The sequence below is a fragment of the Peribacillus sp. BM1 genome, assembly GCF_056679975.1.
The window spans coordinates 2,014,249-2,034,434 of sequence record NZ_CM155259.1 but is presented as its reverse complement, the minus strand read 5'-3'; the positions used below and the strand labels follow the sequence as shown (position 1 = coordinate 2,034,434).

The 20,186-nt window shown below is 37.9% G+C and carries 15 protein-coding genes and 1 tRNA gene; 1 reads left to right on the top strand and 15 read right to left on the bottom strand.

Translation table 11 applies throughout. The features are described 5' to 3' along the window. Positions 1–151: 151 nt before the first annotated feature. From AC1MGI_RS09845 to queG, 10 genes are all read right to left on the bottom strand, one after another. Positions 152–1,339 carry an amidohydrolase gene (locus tag AC1MGI_RS09845; RefSeq protein WP_480349539.1) on the bottom strand — a complete coding sequence of 396 codons (1,188 nt, stop codon included), beginning with the start codon at positions 1,337–1,339 and terminating at the stop codon, positions 152–154. A gap of 80 nt (positions 1,340–1,419) precedes the next feature. Beyond that, entirely contained in the window at positions 1,420–2,613 is a 1,194-nt protein-coding gene (locus tag AC1MGI_RS09840) for an amidohydrolase (RefSeq protein ID WP_480349538.1), read from the bottom strand. 84 nt (positions 2,614–2,697) lie between these two features. Continuing rightward, positions 2,698–4,134 (bottom strand): MFS transporter, encoded by a 1,437-nt coding sequence (locus AC1MGI_RS09835; RefSeq protein ID WP_480349756.1) that lies wholly within the window; start codon positions 4,132–4,134, stop codon positions 2,698–2,700. A gap of 383 nt (positions 4,135–4,517) precedes the next feature. Further along, the gene (locus AC1MGI_RS09830) at positions 4,518–6,857 is read right to left on the bottom strand and encodes a helix-turn-helix domain-containing protein (RefSeq protein WP_480349537.1); all 2,340 of its coding nucleotides are present in this window, start codon (positions 6,855–6,857) and stop codon (positions 4,518–4,520) included. Positions 6,858–6,984: 127 nt separating this feature from the next. Then, the gene (yhbH, locus tag AC1MGI_RS09825) at positions 6,985–8,151 is read right to left on the bottom strand and encodes a sporulation protein YhbH (RefSeq protein ID WP_480349536.1); all 1,167 of its coding nucleotides are present in this window, start codon (positions 8,149–8,151) and stop codon (positions 6,985–6,987) included. An 858-nt stretch (positions 8,152–9,009) separates the two neighbouring features. Continuing rightward, positions 9,010–10,905: a PrkA family serine protein kinase gene (locus AC1MGI_RS09820; protein WP_480349535.1), complete on the bottom strand. Its 1,896-nt coding sequence runs from the start codon at positions 10,903–10,905 to the stop codon at positions 9,010–9,012. A 624-nt stretch (positions 10,906–11,529) separates the two neighbouring features. Further along, positions 11,530–12,279, bottom strand: a complete 750-nt coding sequence (gene nfsA / locus AC1MGI_RS09815) for an oxygen-insensitive NADPH nitroreductase (RefSeq protein ID WP_480349534.1) — start codon at positions 12,277–12,279, stop codon at positions 11,530–11,532. Positions 12,280–12,623: 344 nt separating this feature from the next. Next, positions 12,624–13,112 carry a tRNA (uridine(34)/cytosine(34)/5-carboxymethylaminomethyluridine(34)-2'-O)-methyltransferase TrmL gene (gene trmL / locus AC1MGI_RS09810; RefSeq protein ID WP_480349533.1) on the bottom strand — a complete coding sequence of 163 codons (489 nt, stop codon included), beginning with the start codon at positions 13,110–13,112 and terminating at the stop codon, positions 12,624–12,626. A 67-nt stretch (positions 13,113–13,179) separates the two neighbouring features. Then, positions 13,180–14,037: an amidase domain-containing protein gene (locus AC1MGI_RS09805; protein ID WP_480349532.1), complete on the bottom strand. Its 858-nt coding sequence runs from the start codon at positions 14,035–14,037 to the stop codon at positions 13,180–13,182. 240 nt (positions 14,038–14,277) lie between these two features. After that, complete coding sequence (gene queG / locus AC1MGI_RS09800) at positions 14,278–15,417, bottom strand: tRNA epoxyqueuosine(34) reductase QueG (protein ID WP_480349531.1); 1,140 nt, start codon at positions 15,415–15,417, stop codon at positions 14,278–14,280. A gap of 99 nt (positions 15,418–15,516) precedes the next feature. On the opposite strand from queG, the gene AC1MGI_RS09795 reads away from it, so the two are divergent. After that, positions 15,517–16,182: a B3/B4 domain-containing protein gene (locus tag AC1MGI_RS09795; protein ID WP_480349530.1), complete on the top strand. Its 666-nt coding sequence runs from the start codon at positions 15,517–15,519 to the stop codon at positions 16,180–16,182. Positions 16,183–16,360: 178 nt separating this feature from the next. Here the strand turns inward: AC1MGI_RS09795 and AC1MGI_RS09790 are convergent, their stop codons facing one another. From AC1MGI_RS09790 to AC1MGI_RS09770, 5 genes are all read right to left on the bottom strand, one after another. After that, positions 16,361–17,326 (bottom strand): quinone oxidoreductase family protein, encoded by a 966-nt coding sequence (locus AC1MGI_RS09790; RefSeq protein WP_480349529.1) that lies wholly within the window; start codon positions 17,324–17,326, stop codon positions 16,361–16,363. A 265-nt stretch (positions 17,327–17,591) separates the two neighbouring features. Then, positions 17,592–18,344 carry an HAAS domain-containing protein gene (locus tag AC1MGI_RS09785; RefSeq protein ID WP_480349528.1) on the bottom strand — a complete coding sequence of 251 codons (753 nt, stop codon included), beginning with the start codon at positions 18,342–18,344 and terminating at the stop codon, positions 17,592–17,594. Positions 18,345–18,366: 22 nt separating this feature from the next. Further along, on the bottom strand, positions 18,367–18,690 hold the full coding sequence (locus tag AC1MGI_RS09780) for a PadR family transcriptional regulator (RefSeq protein WP_480349527.1): 324 nt from the start codon (positions 18,688–18,690) through the stop codon (positions 18,367–18,369). Positions 18,691–19,057: 367 nt separating this feature from the next. Then, positions 19,058–19,131, bottom strand: a tRNA-Gly gene (locus AC1MGI_RS09775). A 154-nt stretch (positions 19,132–19,285) separates the two neighbouring features. Continuing rightward, positions 19,286–20,071, bottom strand: coding sequence for an HAD family hydrolase (locus AC1MGI_RS09770; RefSeq protein WP_480349526.1), 786 nt, complete (start codon positions 20,069–20,071; stop codon positions 19,286–19,288). Between the last annotated feature and the right edge of the window lie 115 nt (positions 20,072–20,186).

Genomic DNA, 20,186 nt, shown 5'->3' with positions numbered 1-20,186 from the left:
ATAATTTTCTATATAAAACAAAAAAACCTTATCACACCCTCGTACAACACGAGGAATGCAATAAGGTTTCATTCGAATAAAAGGGGATGTAAAAAAACTAAGCTCTCATTTCAGGGGAAAATTTGAATAACGAATTCATATACTTTTTGTGTTAGTCTACTTCATAGTAGCTGCATACAACTTGTCCTACTGCTTTTGCCGCTACAAGAAGGGCATCTTCGTCAATATCAAATTTTGGATGATGATTGAAGTAAGGTTCTTCTACACCTTTTGGAGAACATGCGATGTAAAAGAAGCAAGCAGGGAATTTTTCTGCATAGTAGGCAAAGTCTTCAGATGGCGGTAATGCCGGAAATTCCTTCACTTCTTTAATATGTTTATCATTCATACTTCTTAGGCTTGCTGCAACCTGTTCTGTAAGTTCCGGGTTATTGTATAAAGGCGGATAATCCGGTTCATATGTTAGCTCACAAGTCACGCCAAACTCTTCTTCTAGGCCTTTAACAAGACGACGAACTTCTTTTTCAATCTTTTCTTTTGTTTCTACAGCCATATAACGGATATCACCTTCAAGTTCGACACTGTCTTTAATGACGTTAAAAGTACCTTTTCCATCAAATGAACCAATTGTAATAACGCCGACTTCAAAAGGATTTAACCGGCGACTAATAATCGTTTGAATGGCAGTAACAAAGTATGAACCAGCAACAATCGCATCGTTAGCCAGATGAGGCGACGAACCGTGTCCCCCTATCCCTTGAACTTTTAATTTAAAATACGCTCTTCCATTGAATGAAAATCCTGCATGATACCCCACAACTCCTGCTGGACCCATTGGTAACAAATGAATGCCGTAAACAGCATCTAAGTCGTCAATCAAACCTGATTCAACAATACTCTTTGCTCCGCCTGGCGGAACCTCTTCCGCATGTTGGTGAATAATTTTAATCGTTCCTGGAATTGAGTCTTTTAATTGAATCAAACAATCAGCTAAAACTAACATGTAAGCAGTATGTCCATCATGACCACATGCATGCATGACTCCTTCATTTTTCGATTTAAACGGAACATCTGCTTCTTCCACGATTGGCAACGCATCAAAGTCTGCTCGTAAACCAATTGTTTTTCCTGGTTTGCCACCTTTAATCGTTACAATAATGCCATAACCATTACCGACATTTGTTTGAATCTCAACGTCTTTTCCTTTGTAAAAATCAGCAATATATTGAGCCGTTTTTTCTTCTTTAAAGGATAATTCCGGATTTTCATGTAAATAACGGCGAATTTGAATCATTTCTTCTTTACGTTCTTCTAACATGTCCAATAATTGTTTTCTCACAATAGTTCCCTCCCTAATCATGACTACTTTTATTACAGAAACGATGTTAAGCCATTAATATCCAAATTTAACTCGATACCTTATTCTATATCAGAATAACTGCAAACTACTTGCCCTACTGCTTTTGCCGCTACAAGCAGGGCATCTTCATCGATATCGAATTTTGGATGATGATTGAAATAGGCTTTCTTTACCCCTTTAGGTTTACAGCCAATGTAGAAAAATGTGCCAGGAATTTTTTCCAAATAGTAGGCAAAGTCTTCTGATCCAGATAGCATGTCGAACTCATACACGTTCTTAATATCTGGATCATGATCTTTCAGACTTTCAAGACTTTGAACAACTTTAGTTGTCAATTCAGGATTATTGTATAATGGCGGATAATCCGCAGTATACGTGAGTTCACAGTTCACATTAAATTCCGCTTCAATTCCTTTTACAATTCGATGAATTTCTTGATCGATCAATGTTTGCGTTTCTTTCGTCATATAACGAACGTCCCCTTCAAGTTCAACACGATCTTTAATTACATTGAAAGTACCTTTTCCGTCAAAAGATCCGATCGTGATAACACCGACCTCAAATGGATTTAAACGGCGACTGATTACGGTTTGAACAGCTGTTACAAAATGGGTAGCGGCCACAATGGCATCATTAGCTAAATGAGGCGAGGAACCATGTCCACCAACACCTTGAACCCCTAATTTGAAATATGTTCTTCCTGCCATTGCATAGCCACTACGGTGGCCTACACTACCCGCTGGACTTGTTGGGAACAAGTGAATTCCATATACCGCATCCAAGTCATCAAGCAAGCCCGATTCAACAATGCTCTTGGCTCCACCTGGTGGAACTTCTTCTGCATGTTGGTGTATGATTTTAATCGTTCCTACAAGAGAATCTTTTAATTGAATTAAACAATCAGCTAACACTAATAAATAGGCCGTATGTCCATCATGCCCACATGCATGCATGACTCCTTCGTTTTTCGATTTAAACGGAACATCTGTTTCCTCAACAATGGGTAGCGCATCAAAGTCTGCCCGTAATCCAATTGTTTTTCCTGGTTTGCCACCTTTAATCGTTACGATAATTCCATACCCATTGCCGACATTTGTTTGAATATCCACATCTTTTCCTTTATAAAAATCAATGATATATTGTGCTGTATTTTCTTCTTTAAAAGATAATTCAGGGTTTTCATGTAAAAAACGACGAATTTTAATCATTTCTTCTTTACGTGCTTCAAGTAAATTCATTAATTCGCTTCTCATAATATCTACCTCATTTAAAGTTAAGCTCAGAAAGTTTCCTGTATTTCCTCTAAAATGAAATGATCTTTCCACCAATGTTTTTCTTTAATGACTAGGATGTGGTTGACCAGTATTTTTTCTTGATCGAGGTGATGGCTCATTGGATGTTTTTCCAGCATCACTAGGAACCATAAAAATAATCGAGATGATGGAAAGTATACCAAATATTACGTTGACAATTATCCCTCCTGTTGCAGCTAATTCAACACTACTAGTAGCCGCAATGGCACCATAAACAGACGCAGAAATCGCAACGCCGAACGCCGAACCGAGTGAACTTGCCATTTTGTAAACCCCAGCTGCTGCCCCAACTTTATCAGAAGGTGAATTAGATACAGATGTATCTGTAGATGGGGTTGCATAAATTCCAAGTCCAAGACCGAACAAAGCAAACCCAATAAATACGACAACTGTATAGGTAATACCGGGTAAGAATGTTAATCCCATCAGAGCTACACCAACTGTAGTTATTACAGCCCCCCAAATCATTGGAGACTTTGCGCCTGATTTTTGTAAAATCTTCTCACCGACACGAATCATCGCAAGCACTGCTACTAAATAACCGATGGATAACATTCCTGATTGGAAGGCCGTAAATCCGCGAGCGACTTGAACATACGTATTGGCAACAACAAGTGTTCCAGCAATTGCATTTAACAAGAAGTTGGAATAGGTGGCTCCTGCATATGGTTTATTTTTAAATAAAGAGAAGTCAATTAGTGCAATTGATTTCTTTAATTCCACCTTAACGAATACAATGATCCCTATGATTGCGACCACTGCACAAATTAAAGTTAAAGAGCTTGTCCAGCCCCAATCCGCACCGCGAGTAATAAACAAGTTTAAAGCAAGCATCGTAATAATAAAAATACCTAATCCAGAATAGTCAAATTTAAAAGTACCTGTTGATTCTGCTTTACTTTCTGGAGTATCTTTTATAAGCCACATCGCAAGAATTGCAAAGATAATAGAAAAGATGAAAATCCATCGCCAGCCCATATATGTTGCTATTGCTCCACCAGCAAGTGAACAAACACCTGAGCCACCCCAAGAACCGATGGACCAGTAACTGAGGGCTCGTTGTCGATCAGCCCCCTCATAATAATCTTTTACTAACGCAATTGTTGCTGGCATAATACATGCTGCTGAAATCCCTATAAGTATACGTCCGATAATCAACAATGCTGCTCCTTGTGTTATAACAATAAGCAAGGAGCCGATAACGCTTAAAATTAACCCTACATACGTGATTTTTTTACGTCCAATCTTATCTGCAAAGCCACCAGCAGCAACGATAAACATGCCTGAGAACAAGGCAGATAAACTAATGGCTATGTTTATTGTTCCAAGTGAAATCCCTAAATCTGATTGAACGGCTGGAACGACATTGACCATTGATTGAGCAAACAGCCAAAATGTGATAACCCCGAAAACAATACCAATAATCAATTTATTTGTGCCTTTATAACTTGTTTCCATGATAAACCTCCTGATGTTTTGATTAGATTTCTGTCAGATTTCCTAAAGATTAAATGATTACTTACCTCTATCATTTGCATAGGGTAAAGTTTTCACAATAGAAATAGTATCCATAATAGCTTTAATTTGTAAAAATAATCTATTAGAACAAATCTTAGCAGGAACCTTATGTTTATTTTCTCTACATTCATTATAAAAAATCCAGGTAAATCAGTAGAGTTAATTCTTATGTTGTTTTATACCATTTGGCGTGCAATATTAAACCTCGTCTCGAATCAGGTAAAAAAAAGAGGGTTGATTTTTTACCATCTATTATTAAAGATGTTTTTTAAAAGCAGAAAAGGATCAAACCCCATATTCTTTCGCTGGGGGTCTGATCCTTTTATTTATTGATATGTTTTTCGAATATCAAAGAAGTGAATTGCGTTGCTCGTCAAGTAGGAATAAAATGACCAATTTCCATCAATCGTTTCATCAAATAATTCCAAAGAAGGCCGGCTGGAATTGATGATGTAATCAATAATTTCGGCATCCATTCCATGGTTACTGTTTAAGTTCCACCATTTCGTATATAAAGCTCCATGTTCTTTGTCAAACACTTGTTTACGTATTTGATATTCGCCAGTTTGTAATCCAGAAATAGTAATGCGAATATCTTTATTAAGTTTTTGAAGGATCGTCTCTTCGAGTGAGAAATAAGGATTAACAATTGTACAATTCATCAATACCAATTGAAAACCTCGCTCATTTTGCGTCATCACGTAATCTGAACCGTGTGCCACAACTTCGCCATGAAGACGTTTTAAGAACATCATGGCAAAATAAGCAGGACGCTTTCCGTTAAAATAATGGAATAATTCTAAGCCGTCCATTCGAAAACGCTGATCCCTCCCCCCCTCTTCATGGACTTCTGTGTTAATCCAGAATCCGACCGATTCCACGTCATTCGCGATATCCAAAACGTTTTTTAAGACTAAAGCTCCCCGAAAAAAAGTGCCGTTTGTAAATCGGGTATTTCCAGACAATGTATTCCATGATACGAGATGGAGCGGTTTTTCTAAATGGTTTTTTTTAAAATACCGCTTCATCTTACTTGTTTTTTCTTTAATATAATCCTTCGCTAATTGGAACGAGTCATCTACCATTTCTTCAAAGTCAATAAACTCATTTTGGTTCGCACTGTAGCCGATAAAATCTATGTACTCACTGCATCCTAATTGCCATATATGATGATCGCTTGTTTTTTCTTTGTGGAAAGAAAACGGCATATAAACCCCAACATGAATCAATCCAATATACTTTTTCAGTACTCCATGTAATTTTAGATAGATTCTTTGAAGCTCTTTCGCTTCGACACCTGTAGAATACGACTCATAAAACATAACATGCCAGTGTTTAACAAACGCTTCTCCGTATATTTGCAAACAATGCCTCATGAATTGAGTGAGCTTAGTAAAATAACGATCTTCATTACTTGAAATATCCTTATAATCAATCCGTACGAATAGAGCCAAATCATGCTTTTTTAGAAATTCTAGTGCACGATCAATATTGAAATATGGAGAGGTTGTCGCAATCGCTTCATCTGTTTCTACCTCTGGAGGAATCACTGTGCGGCTAAGCAGATGATGAACTCCAATATACCGAAGCTGTAAATCTTGTTTCACTGCCAGTACTTGAGATTGAACATCTTCCTTTAATAATTCGATGATTTCTCCAATATTAAGAATGTGATCTGGGCAATTTAATTTCAACGATAACGGCTTGGACAAGTTGATTGACAGCTTATCAAAACGCGTCTCAGTGTGAGAATACGACTTTTGATCTTCCATCAGCAGACTGCTTAAATTCGCAACTATTTCTGGTGAACGAATCAACATCGCAGCATCCTCAATGCTATAGCTTTGAACAGAATCTTCTGTTTGTATCCCATGTTTTTCCCGATAAGCATGAGGGGTTATTTCGTATACTTCTTTAAAAAGGCTAGAGAAGGACTTAGAATTGGGAAATCCATTGTTCATGGCAATTTGCGAAATGGAATCAGACGTATATAGTAAATCCTTCATGCTATGTTTAAGCCTGATATTCATTAAAAAACGGCTGAACCCCATCCCCATTTTTTTTTTAAAATAGCGGGATAGGTAGCTCGTAGAAAGATAAAATTTCTCGGCTACCTTTTCTAAGGTAATCATCTGCTCATAATTCTTTTCCATATAGTCAATCATCTGGGATAATCGTAAGTTGTCCGTATCTGCTCTTTCAAAGACACTACCCTCTTCTTTGAAACGACGGATGAGGATCAAAAGTATTTGACTGATATTTCCATGAATCTCGATCTTATAGCTTTCTTCTTGTCTATAATGGCTGACCATCACATTTGCAAGCAGTCTTCGAATGGATTGAATCATGTCATCTCTTCCCATATCGATTTCTCTGGAATAACATTCAAATCGACGATTCCGATACTCCGCGTAATGATGATCCATAAAGGCATCCGAGATAGTTAAAGCAAGCGTGCTATTACTTTCACTTCCTTGGACCTGATAAAGCTGATTGCGATTAATAACAAGGAAGTCTTTTTCTTCCAAATGATAAAAACGACTATTGGTTTCAATTTTTAATTCACCATTTATAACAAGGATGATCTTAATTCCTTTGTTTACTCTAGGTGCAAGAAATTCGATATTTTGCAAAGAAATTTGAAAATCTGTATGTGAATCGTTCAATCTTTTTCACCCATTTCTCATTCTTGCCCAATACATGGCATACTGTGTATTCTTTAAATTTTTATACTCCACCCCCATCATAACAAATAAACGCAGACCAAGAAATCTTGTTCTGCGTTTGCTCTAATTAAGCATGTATTTGTGTTTCTTCATTTTTAAAAAAGCTCTTCATCGCGTGAAAAACATCAGATTTTTGTTTTAAAATATAATGGCGAAACTTTTCGTTGCTAATATTTTTGTAGGCTGTCATAAGAGTTGAGTGGCGATTGTATTGGTTGACCTCTCCATAACCGAACATATTAGATACCTTCATGAGTTCTTCGACGAGTTTTACACAGCGGGCGTTATCTGAGGTAAGATTGTCACCGTCTGAGAAATGAAATGGGTAGATATTGAATCTATCAGGGGCGTATTTTGTGTCAACGAGCTCTAAAGCTTTGCGATAGACGGATGAGCAAATCGTACCACCGCTCTCTCCTTTTGAAAAGAAATCTTCTTCTGAAACGACCTTGGCTTCTGTATGGTGAGCAATAAATTCGATTTCAACGGATTCATATTTCGTCCGGAGAAAACGATTCATCCAGAAGAAGAAGCTACGAGCCATATACTTTTCCCAGAGTCCCATACTTCCTGACGTATCCATCATCGCTAAAACGACTGCTTTAGAGTCCGGCTTTTCGATTTCATTCCAGGTTTTAAATTTATAGTCTTCTTTATAAATCGGATGAAAACCTGGATCACCACTTAAGGCATTTCGTTTAAATGCAGAGATCATCGTTTTCTTCTTATCGATATTTCCCATCAAACCCGTTTTTCTAATATCATTAAATTCAATATCCTCTACTGTGTTATCATCCCGTTCTTTGCGCTGTAAATTTGGAAGTTCTAACTGACTAAACAATGCCTCTTCAATTTCAAGCATGGTTACTTCCGCCTCATAATAATCCTCTCCTGCCGAGTCCCCTGCTCCCTGACCTTTACCTGGTCCTTTTTCTGGTGAGCCATCTCTTGCCACTACATCTCCAACTCGACTTTCTCCGTCACCTTGACCTACATGCTTATTTTTATCATAGTTATAACGGATCTTATATTCATCCAGTGAACGAATGGGGATTTTCACGACGTCTTTTCCATTAGACATGATAATACTTTCCTCAGAAATTAAATCCGGAAGATTATTCTTGATCGCTTCTTGCACCTTTTCCTGATGTCTTTGTTGATCATCAAAACCTTTTCGGTGGAGGGACCAATCCTCCTGTGAAATTGCAAACTGATGATTATTCTCTTTCGTCATACACTTTCCCCCCTTAATAGCAAAGCATAATGCGTCTGCTTATCGGCGACAAGAACAAAATGAGCAGGCATAAAGATCGCTTTATGATTTTTTTGACAGATTGACTTGTCTCTGGCCGATGACACACAGGCGGCTTTATGAAACTTTGACTACTTCTCCCACACTCTTTTTGCAAATATCGAAGTCCGTACAATTATCGCAATCATGATCGTGTATCGTGCTATACACCGATATTCTATGAATTAGTCTTCTTATTTCTAATACATTCTCGAACCATCCTTTATCTCCTTGCATATGATACGGTAGTGCGGAAATCTTTATAACCCTAATACTATAACGTGAAACTTCCATAGACTTTGTAAATTATTTTCGTAAAAGATTGTATTACTCTATCCTATGCAAGGACACGCAATAATTTACAAAAAAATTTAAAAAATAGGCAAATACCTTTAAACTGTACAGGCCTTTTATGCTGAGTCTCATTCATTCTTAATAAGTAGAGTGACCCTGTCCATTACATTTTTTCGTGTTAATAGGGAAATATCTAAAAGTAAAGAATATGTAAAATAATAGGCAATTCGCAAAACTAAACACTAAAACTCCTATTTAACCTAGATCTTTTTATCTAAAAGCTGAAGGGATGCCATAGCATCCCTTCCACCTTACTTATTGATCATGCTTTACGATCTCCTGAATCTTTAAAGCCAGTTCCCCCTTTCTTTTTACCCTTTTCTGAGGCAAAAAGGATCTGACCTCTAAAAGCAAAAGTCAGACCCTTCCCATGTTTATCCCTCATTAACAGAAAGTCATGCCCCCCACCTCAAGGCTTAGAGGGGCCCCACTGATTGAAGTTTCACTTTATCGATTCAATAGACTGCCAACATACTGGAGCAATTCATTTGCAGATGTAGAATTGTAGCCATGCTCTTCGATTAGCCTTGCCACTACTTCATTCACTTTCTTCAATTGGCTCTCATCTGGTGTTTTCGAAGATGTTGTAATTTTGACAACATCTTTTAAATCAGCAAATAGTTTCTTTTGAATGGCTTCACGCAGACGGTCATGTGAATTATAGTCAAACCGTTTTCCTTTTCTAGCGTAGGCCGAAATTCGAATCAAAATTTCTTCACGGAACGCCTTCTTCGCATTTTCTGAAATTCCAATTTGTTCTTCAATCGAACGCATCAACTTTTCATCTGGAGAAATCTCTTCACCAGTTAATGGATCGCGCAGTCTCGATTTATTGCAGTATGCTTCGACATTATCGAGATAATTATCCATTAATGTTTTCGCCGATTCTTCATATGAATACACGAATGCTTTTTGAACTTCATTTTTCGCAATCGCGTCATATTCCTTGCGTGCAAGTGAAATGAAATTTAAATATTTTTCACGTAGCTCAGCTGTAATCGAAGGATGTTGGTCAAGCCCCTCTTTCAAAGAACGAAGTACATCAAGTGCATTGATCGATGGGTTTTCTTTGCGAATAATCGTCGAAGAAATGCGGTTGATCACATATCGTGGGTCAATTCCGCTCATCCCTTCATCCTGATGCTCTTTTTTCAGCTCATTAATATCCGCTGAATTGAAGCCTTCTACGTTTTCACCATCATAGAGACGCATTTTCTTAATTAAATCGATATCTCCTTTTTTCGGATCCTTCATCCTGGTCAGAATACTGAACATCGCTGCTACTTTTAATGTATGTGGCGCGATATGAACATTATGGACATCGCTTTCGTTAATCATCTTTTCATAAATCTTTTCTTCTTCTGTTACTTTTAAATTGTATGGAATTGGCATAACGATGATTCGTGAATGCAGGGCTTCATTTTTCTTATTTGAAATGAATGATTTGTACTCGGTTTCATTTGTATGGGCTACAATGAGTTCATCAGCAGAAATCAGTGCAAATCTACCTGCTTTAAAATTCCCTTCCTGTGTAAGCGAAAGTAAATGCCAGAGAAATTTCTCATCACACTTCAGCATTTCTTGAAATTCCATCATCCCTCGGTTTGCTTTATTTAACTCACCATCAAATCGGTATGCACGTGGATCAGACTCCGATCCAAACTCGGCAATCGTCGAGAAATCAATGCTTCCTGTTAAGTCAGCAATATCTTGAGATTTCGGGTCAGATGGACTGAATGTTCCAATGCCTACCCGTTTATCTTCGGAAAGGAATACCCGCTCAACGATCACATCTTCAATTCTCTTTCCATAATCCTGCTCAAGCCTCATTAAATTCAGTGGAGACAAATTCCCTTCAATGCGAATACCATATTCATCAAAGAAGTCTTGGCGTAAATTTTGTGGAATTAAATGAAGTGGATCTTCATGCATTGGACAACCTTTTATTGCATAAATAGCACCTGTATCTTTAAGTGAATACGATTCTAACCCTCGCTTCAGTGCTGAAACGAGCGTCGATTTCCCCCCCGATACCGGTCCCATCAGGAGTAAAATCCTTTTTCTCACATCTAATCGTTTTGCAGCCGGATGGAAATACTCTTCTACAAGGCGTTCAAGCGACTCCTCTAATCCAAATAATTGACCACTAAAAAAGTTATACTTCCGTGTTCCATTAACTTCTTCTATACCAGCATCTCTGATCATGTTATATACACGTGAATGTGCAGATTGTGCAACCCATGACTGTTCTTTGACAATCTCCAAATATTCCGCGAAGGTGCCTTCCCATTTTAACTTGTGCTCTTCTTCTCTAAATCTCGCAATTTTTCCTAAAATGTCCATCTTTAGCAACCTCCCCTTGTTACCTATCAGAGATGAATACTTTAATCTATGCACCGAATCTGACAAACATGTACAAAAGTTCAGACGAAATGAAAAAGCAATTCGGAAACGCCCCATGTACTATTCAAAAAATTCCCTCCATTAACATTCACAACGTTGAAAAATTGGGGTATACTACCTTTATACGCAATATTGGAAGAATTCGGTTTTAGAGGGGGGTACATAATGGGAACGGTAATTGTTCTTGCGGTCATGGTGACATTTTTAGTCGCAATTTTCACAGCTGGATACAATGACAAACCATTTGTGAAAAAGTAAGAGAAAACACGTGGCAAAGTTTAAATGGGGTAGAATTAATAAGGGCTTTACTTAAAATGTAGCGATCATTCTAAAAAAGGATGTCTCAAATGGGACATCCTTTTTTAGAATGATCGCTACGGCTTTGTCTTCGATTTCTATGTCAACTATTTCATCGCCTCATTCTGAACACAGAAAATAGAACGATTCATAAATGCTTATGGCTCTACTCAAAACACTACTTAAAAAAGGTTTCGTTACATTTGTACGGGTAGCTCATATTTATCCCGCTTACAAAAAATAATAACCCCTGATGAAAGTTTTTCTTTATCGTTTGTTCAAGCCTTGACGTTCTATAAAATCCTTCATATACATTCTGCTTTTTTTCGTAATCATCCCGGCCATTTGTCTTGTCCATGTATCTTTCCGAACGGCATTCGTCCGTTTTCGGTAATACCCGGAAATCGTATCATTATAATTCTCCAATTGAGCAATAAATTCCTCTTTATCAGGCTGATACTCATTTTCATGATACACATTTTCAATAGGTAGACGTGGCTTTTTTTCACTTTGCCCCATTGGATACCCGACAGCCATACCGAATAACGGGATGACCTTGGATGGAATATTGAGAAGCTTTATTACTTCAGGTAAATGATTGCGAATGCCGCCAATATAGCAAATACCAAGTTCCATCGATTCCGCAGCTAAAGCAGCATTTTGGGCGGCAAGTGCAGCATCAATGGTCGCAACCATGAATTTTTCCGTACTTTCTAACGGCACAGATAAATCCAGTTCCTCCATTTCCGCTACAATCTCAAGACGATGCAAATCTGCACAAAATATAAATAAGTGTCCATTATGTTCTACATAAGACTGTGGACCGGAAAGTTCTGCCAAAGCCGCTTTTTTCACAGGATCCGTAATCCCGATAATCGAATACGCTTGTACAAAACTTGAAGTAGAAGCTGCTTTGGCAGATTGGACAATTACTTCAATCTGTTCAGACGTTAATAGCTTGTCTTGAAATGATCGAATGGAACGATGATCCATTATCTTTGCAATAATTTCATTCATACCCTATTCACCCTCATGTAAGTTCATTTGGTAAAGCTTTATTCACCCAAATCGATGATAAAATGATTTTTATTTGAATCATGTGAAATCACCGTTTCATCGGCAAGAGAAAAATGAGCCATAAATCAACAGCTTCATCTAACAGAGCTTAGTAAAAAAGGGCTCAGCTTTTAAACCGGCCCTTTTAAATGATGTTCAACAAGTCCGGTAAAAAAGCTTGCGAATTGCACCAAAGCTCTGTCTCTCTGATCCTCACGTATTACTACATACGCGAAAGGTTCTCGAGATGCGCTCGCACAACTTTCCCGCTCTTTTATCCTCCTTTTTGAACACGTACTTTTAAGTCAATCTTCTAGCTTCAAATCGAGCTCCCGGTAATTTTGCTGTCTTAACGCTTCATAAACGAGAATGGCAGCCGTGTTAGAAAGGTTCAACGAGCGAACATTTCCAGTCATCGGTATACGAAGGCAGCGGTCTTTTTGCTGTTGGATTAATTCCTTAGGAAGCCCTGTAGTCTCCCGACCAAACAAGAAATAAATTTCACGATCTTGGTTGCTGTAATCAAAACCAGTATGTGGTTTTTCTCCAAATTTGGACAGATAATAGAAATCCCCGCCCTCATTTTGTTCAAAAAACTCATCCAAAGAATCATAATATTGAATATCAACATGATGCCAATAATCTAGTCCAGCCCTTTTCAAAGCTTTATCGTCTGTGGAAAATCCAAGCGGACGAATTAAATGCAACTTCGTATCGGTTGCCGCGCAGGTTCTTGCGATATTTCCGGTATTGGCCGGAATTTCTGGTTGATATAAAACGACATGTATTGCCACGTTCTGTTCACCTCTAGTATAAACTTCAATCCATATTATATCACTAAATGCACCTTGTGCCTCATCATCAGCTTCCGTCAAGAATTTTGTAAAACTTGTAAACAATATTAGGCGTATAGGCGCTTGAATCTTCATAAGTCCAATAACGATGTCGACTGTTTGTGGTATGTGCATTCACAAGCGGCATTCCGTATTCATCCTTAGCTGTCACCATCAACGAATGATTAAATCGGCCGTCTCCTTCAAAATCAATACAAATAATATCCCCCAAATTCAATTGTTCAGCCGTACGAACTTGCTTTGTCCTAATTCCCTTTCCTCCTGCAAGTAGCTGCTGCAATGCATTCGCAACTGTCCAGCTAAAGCTCCAACTCTTCCCTGACATCCACCATCCCTTATTTCGATTCGGGCTTCCCCACATCGGAATTCCTCCAGCATGAAGACATTGTGAGATAAAACTTGAACAATCATCAGTAAACTTCGGATAAGCTGGATTGAAATCATTCCACCATCTTTCTGCATATTTTACGGCCTTCAAGCGATCGTACGTATAATCCATTCTTTCCGCAACGACATCGATTTCGCATTCTTCCCGATTCTGACCATATATTCTTTCATTTTCATAATCACTGACCACTCTTCCATCTTGAAACGTGACTCTCCTATCTTCTGTTTCTTCTTCAATGAAGAAAGTGTCTCCCTGTTTAATAAAATATTGAAGATGAAGCTGATAATCTAATTCTGTTTCATTCTGCTTCTCATGCCTAGATAGCACTTGGCCAGTTGCCTTAACATGGACAATTTCTGCTTCCCGTTGTTTAAATAAATTTTGTTTACGTAAGAGTTTTCCTTCTACCTCTTCACGCGACTTTCCAATATATTGTTCAATTCGCTTCTGCACAATCGCTTTTAGCTGAAGTTTCAAACGAATCCCTCCTCTTAAAGTGAAACTTCCATCGGTTGGGATCTTAACCCGAAAAACGCGGTTTATACAGATGAATGAGATCCAAGGATTTATCTACTATTTTACCTCTATAATTTTCCTGATTTTCTTACACATTTAAAATAGGAATAAACCCATATGATAAGATATATGTATAAAACTTCAGTAAAAACACAAAAAAAGGCTGACCCCCGCAATTCCTCACGAAAGGTCGAACCTTCATTACTCAGTTATCGTACTAAAACGAAGACCTTTATCAATTTCTGCTAGTACTTCTTCGTCCGTCTCTTGTTCACGTGCTTCTTTAAGCAAGGGTACCGTCTCATCCCCACCGATTTTACCAATTGCCCATGCAGCTGTCCCGCGTATGACAGGTCGTGGATCTTCTTTCATAACAGCTATCAAATCTGGCAGTGCAGTCTCATCTTTAAAATGAGCTAACGCTAAAATCGCATTTCGTTGAATCGGCTTTTTACCTCGCCAAGATCCTGATGCGGAGCCGTATTTCTCCTTAAACTCGCGGTTTGAAATTGTAAGGAGCGGCTTCAATAACGGCTTAGCCAACTCTGGATCAGGCTCCATTTCTTCATGAAAGTGAAAATCCATGCCTTTATTTTTCGGGCAAACAGTCTGACATGTATCACAACCATACAATCGATTGCCGATTTTCGTCCGGAATTCATCTGGTAAAAATCCTTTTGTTTGCGTCAAAAATGCAATACAACGCTTCGCATTCAGCTGTCCGCCTTGAACGAGTGCACCTGTCGGGCATACGTCCACACATTTATTACATGTGCCACATTGATCTTCAATCGGTTGATCTGATGCAAAAGGGATGTTTGTAATCATATCCCCTAAATAAACATACGAACCAAATTCGGGAGTGATAATTGCACAGTTCTTTCCACTCCAACCAATCCCAGCACGCTCTGCAACGGCTCTGTCAACTAGTTCACCAGTATCAACCATTGATTTCGCCATGGCTCCTGGCACTTTTCCCTTAATAAAATCTTCAAGTAGTTGTAGTTTCTTACGTAGAACAACATGATAATCCTGTCCCCATGATGCTCGGCAAAAAATCCCACGACGTTCACCTTTCTTACTTTGCGGTGCATTCTTCATTTTCGAAGGATAAGCAAGCGCAATCGAAATAATCGATCTCGGTTCATTGAAAATCAATGTTGGATCCACTCTTTTATTGATATCTGGCTCTTCAAAGCCCGATTGGTAATTTAATTCCTGCTGACGAATAAGTAAATTCTTCATTTCCTGAAACGTTGAAGCCGTTGTAAAACCAATCTTATCTATGCCAATTTCCTTACTATATTGAATCACTTCTTGCTTAAATGCATCTATATCCACATCATTCACTCCTACCAACTAACTAAAAGGAGCATACTCCTTCTTAAACCTTTCTCATCTATGATAAACTATATCCAACCATTTTTGGAGGTGAAAGGTTTGGAAGTTCAGATTGACTCCATACTTCGTGATAAAATTCCTAATTTTAAAGCGGGCATTATTTCTTATAAAAATATTGTAATAGGCGACTCGCCGCAAATGGTCAAAGGCAGGCTCCAGCTATTTCAGGAATCGATCTTCTTTGATCTTCAAGACAAAGAATTAAGGGATCTTTCTGGAATTACAGAATGGCGACAAACATTCAAAGCAACTGGAACAAACCCATCACGCTACCGACCGTCTGTTGAAGCCCTGTATCGCCGAATAAGCAAACAAAATTACATACAGCCTATCCATTCTGCCATCGACTTAAACAATTTCTTTTCTCTACAATACGAGGTGCCAATTGGTATATATAACCTCGACCAAATAGAGGGAGATGTCACGCTAAAAATTGGCGAAGAAACCGATCAATACGATGGGTTAAATGGCCGCTACAATTCCATGAAAGATATGATTATATCAGCCGACAAAAGTGGACCTTTCGGCAGTCCTTTCGTTGATTCAGAGCGTACCAAGGTAACGGAAACAACAACTTCTGCCCTACAAATTATTTACCTGAAGCCCTCTACTTCACTAGATGAAGCAGATAAGCTGACACAATCATTAATGAAAATGTTTCTACAAGTTCATGGCGGTGAAGGGTTTTATACAATCGTTAAATAGACCCTCTTCCTTACAGTTAGAGTAATTTTGAAGACTCTAAACACCGTCCAAATCATCGGACGGTGTTTTTGTACTGAGGTATTAAAAAAAGCTGATGCTGCAATCCCAGAACTAAATCATACAAAAGGCGCGATTACTTATAAAGAAAGTTTTTAGGATTAATAAACTCTCATGATTTTTATGGAATCAATAAGATTTTCCCTGTGCTTTTTCGACTTTCCAGTAATTTATGTGCTTTTGCGCCATCCTTTAAAGCAAATGTAGTCGGTTCTTTCAGTACTAGTTTTCCATCAATAATCCAGTTAAATAATTGTCTTGAGCGTGTATTCCTTTCTTCATAAGAAGTTAGAACATTCCAAAGGTCTCCACCAGTTAGGGTTTTTGAAGTATCCATCAGCATACGTGGATCAACTGGAGCAGGATCGCCACCTGCCATGCCATAAAACACAACCGTACCACAGATTTTTGTTGCTTCAAAACTGTCTCCTATAGTCGAACCCACGGACTCATAAACGACGTCCACTCCTCGACCATTTGTCACTTCTTTTACTTTTTCATACCATTTTTCATCATATAGGAATACATGATCCGCTCCAGCTAAATATGCTGCCTCCGCCTTTATTGTTGAAGAGGTTAATCCAATAACCTGCCCGCCAAGCAGTTTAGCGATCTGAACAAGGAGTTGTCCAACACCTCCTGCTGCCGCGTGAACAAGAACAGAGTTTCCTGCTTTGACTTCAAAACTATCCTTTGTTAAATAATGAGCCGTTAACCCTTGAAGTAAAACACTTGATGCCGTTTCAAAAGAAATATCATCTGGTAACAAAATGGCTTTTTCAACAGGAACAGCAACCAATTCTGCATTGGCAAACGGCACATCCGCAAATGCAATTCGGTCACCAACTTTAATATCAGTAATCCCCACACCTACTTCTTCGACGATACCAGAACCTTCATAGCCTAAAATATAGGGCGGTAGACCTGCTAAATGATAATTCCCCTTCCTTCTGTAAACATCAGCGAAGTTCAATCCTATCGCCTTCATTCGCACCAATATTTCTCCTTTCTTAATGGATGGGTCTGATATCTCTTTATAGTGCAATACCTCTGGACCACCAAACGACTCAAAGATTAATGCTTTCATTTTACTACCCCGTTTCTGCTAATATGAACGGCTACATATGCATGTACCGTTTAGAATTGATGGAACTGACGAAATTTTAGAGCTTACAAATAAGAATTTAAGTTACTATATACCATTCATTTTCATCCAATCGATCCAGTTTCTATTCCTTCGAAGGATAGAGATTTGAACAAATCATGACAAGTTACACATCAAACTATAAATCCATTGAAAAGAACTAATATAATCCCAGTCTATAGTTGGTACTAACTATGGAGGATAACCATTAGACTTTTACCTTATATCTTTCTGTTATGACAAGACTTAAAAGGATTAAAACAAAGAGAAGAATAAAGGATGCAAAACCAATAATGAGAATCGTTTCATCCGTTAAATTTGAAAAACGGAAAAGGAAATCTGGGATGAATAATATTGCTGGAATCCAAATGGGAAACCATACTTTACTCCAGATAGCACAAGAGACAAAAATACAAGTGCAGATGGTCACAATGATCCAATTGGCTGTCGTGCTCCCTTTGTAGAAAGGTTCGACAATAAGTCCACTTCCCACCAATAGGATGATAAAAAGGGCGGTCACACTTGAACTTGCAATAATTCCTACAAGAAAAAACTTTTTGTTTGAAAATTGCTTTTTCCCTGACTGTTGTAAAAAGAAAACGTAAATAAGAAGTCCAATTACAGCGATGATGGGAAATCCAATAACTTGGACCATATTTAGTTCAAATTCGCCTCTAATGGCAGGCCCCATTATTAAGTAAGCAATGACTCCTGTAAAATAGAACGGTAGATTTTTTATAAGACTTTTATAATCAGTTTTCATTTCTCTTTTTAATGAAACCATATATTGTTCTGGGGTACCATCAATGATTTCATCGATACTTCTTCCGTTTTTTTGTGTTTCAAGGAGATGAACCCTTAATTCCTCTATCAGTTCTTTTATCTCACTTTCATTTTTTCCTGAAGTCATAAGATAAAGTCTTAGATTATCAATAAAGGTTTCACTTTTAGCTGATAACATATTTCTTGCCTCCATTCCTTACTCACCTTCCTTTTAATAATTCATTGACTGGATCAGATATTTGTTTCCACTCCTCAATAATGGTGGATAAAGCTTCTTGTCCAGCAGAAGTTAAATAATAATATTTTCGATTAGGTCCAAAATCAGATGGTCTCATCTCTCCTCTAATTAATCCATTCTTTTGAAGTCTTAGTAAAACAGGATAAATCGTCCCTTCACTTACATCCTCTAATCCAATGTCTTGCAGTTTTTGTGAAAGCTCATACCCATAAACGGTCTCTTTCTCGATCACCGCCAATACACATCCATCTAAAATCCCTTTTAATAATTGACTTCTTATCGACATATACACCATCCTTCAACAACTATTAGGCTAAACAAGATAGTGATCAAAAAAACTACGCCAGTTACGTTTAATTGTTTGAAAAACCACTAATTGATTATGCAAGATAGCTTGCTAAAAAAGTAACTACTTGATTATGCAAAGTAGTTGTTTAAAATTTACACTTTTTTTATATTCTTGTCAATGGATGTACGTCATATTTTTGCACACGATATAAATTAGCAAGGTTGTATTATCTATTTGGAAAAGGTCAAATAACTTCCACTCAAAAAAGGACCTAACCTCATAATGAAATCAAATCCTTGATAAACATAAAAAAACGCAATGCCTCGTTCTCTATGTAACGAAACACTGCGTTAGTAGCTATGTATGGAGCGGGTGAAGAGAATCGAACTCTCATCATCAGCTTGGAAGGCTGAGGTTTTACCACTAAACTACACCCGCATGTAATTTGTCGAAATTTGCGTTTCCTTATCAATAAAATTAATTATATATTTCTTTCATGATTTTTGCAACTCTTTTTTAAAAAAATTCTACGGGGCTTTCGTGAAATTAAAAAAGTCCCCCATAGGAGAACTTTTTCATGCAATTGATTCTTTTATTTCAAAGACTGCAAAATGGGATACAACTCTTCTAAATGTGTAATCTCATAAGTAGGAATTACTTCATTCCGTTCCTTTTCATGACGATTAATCCATACTGATTGGATGCCTAAGCGGGATGCTCCAAGGATGTCTGTCATTAAATTATCGCCAACCATTAAGACTTCATCCTTACTCATATTCATCCGTTCTAATGCATGTTCGAAAATGGATACGTCAGGCTTCCCTTTTCCGAATCCTCCAGAAATAACAATATGGTCAAAATATGGAACAAGCTCAGGTGTAATAGCTAGTTTCGTATTTTGTAATTCTGGTGAACCATTTGTCAGCAATAATAAACGATATTTATCATGTAGCTCATCCAATACCTGGAACGTTTCGTCATAAAGAAAAGGCCGCTTTTTCCGCTCTTGAGGGAAGCGTTCCGCTAATTCAGCACCAAATTCTTCATCATTGATCCCAAGCGACTTTAAGCCCCTAGTCCAAGAATCTCGGCGGTAAGCAGGCGCAAACTCCTTCATCTTCCCAAATTCGATCCCCTCATCACCGAAATCCCCCCACAACCCTTCAAACGGGTTAATGCCAATCATTTGTGTAAAAGAATAGGTATCATACGATGCGTAAAGTTTCCTCGCTTCTTCTCGCACTGCTTCCTCTAATTGCAAAGCATCTACTTCATACTTCTCTACAGCAAACTCGCAAGTAGCTTTAAATGCTTCACTTATACTTTTTTGGTCCCATAAAAGGGTATCATCCAAATCAAAAAAGATCGCTTTAATCAAGTTCAACAGCTCCTAGTTCAAATTATGTATAACTCTATCATATACACCTTTGACTAGGATGAAAAGAGAAAAAAGAGTCCTAATATGAATGACTAGTTTTCATTCTTTTTTACGA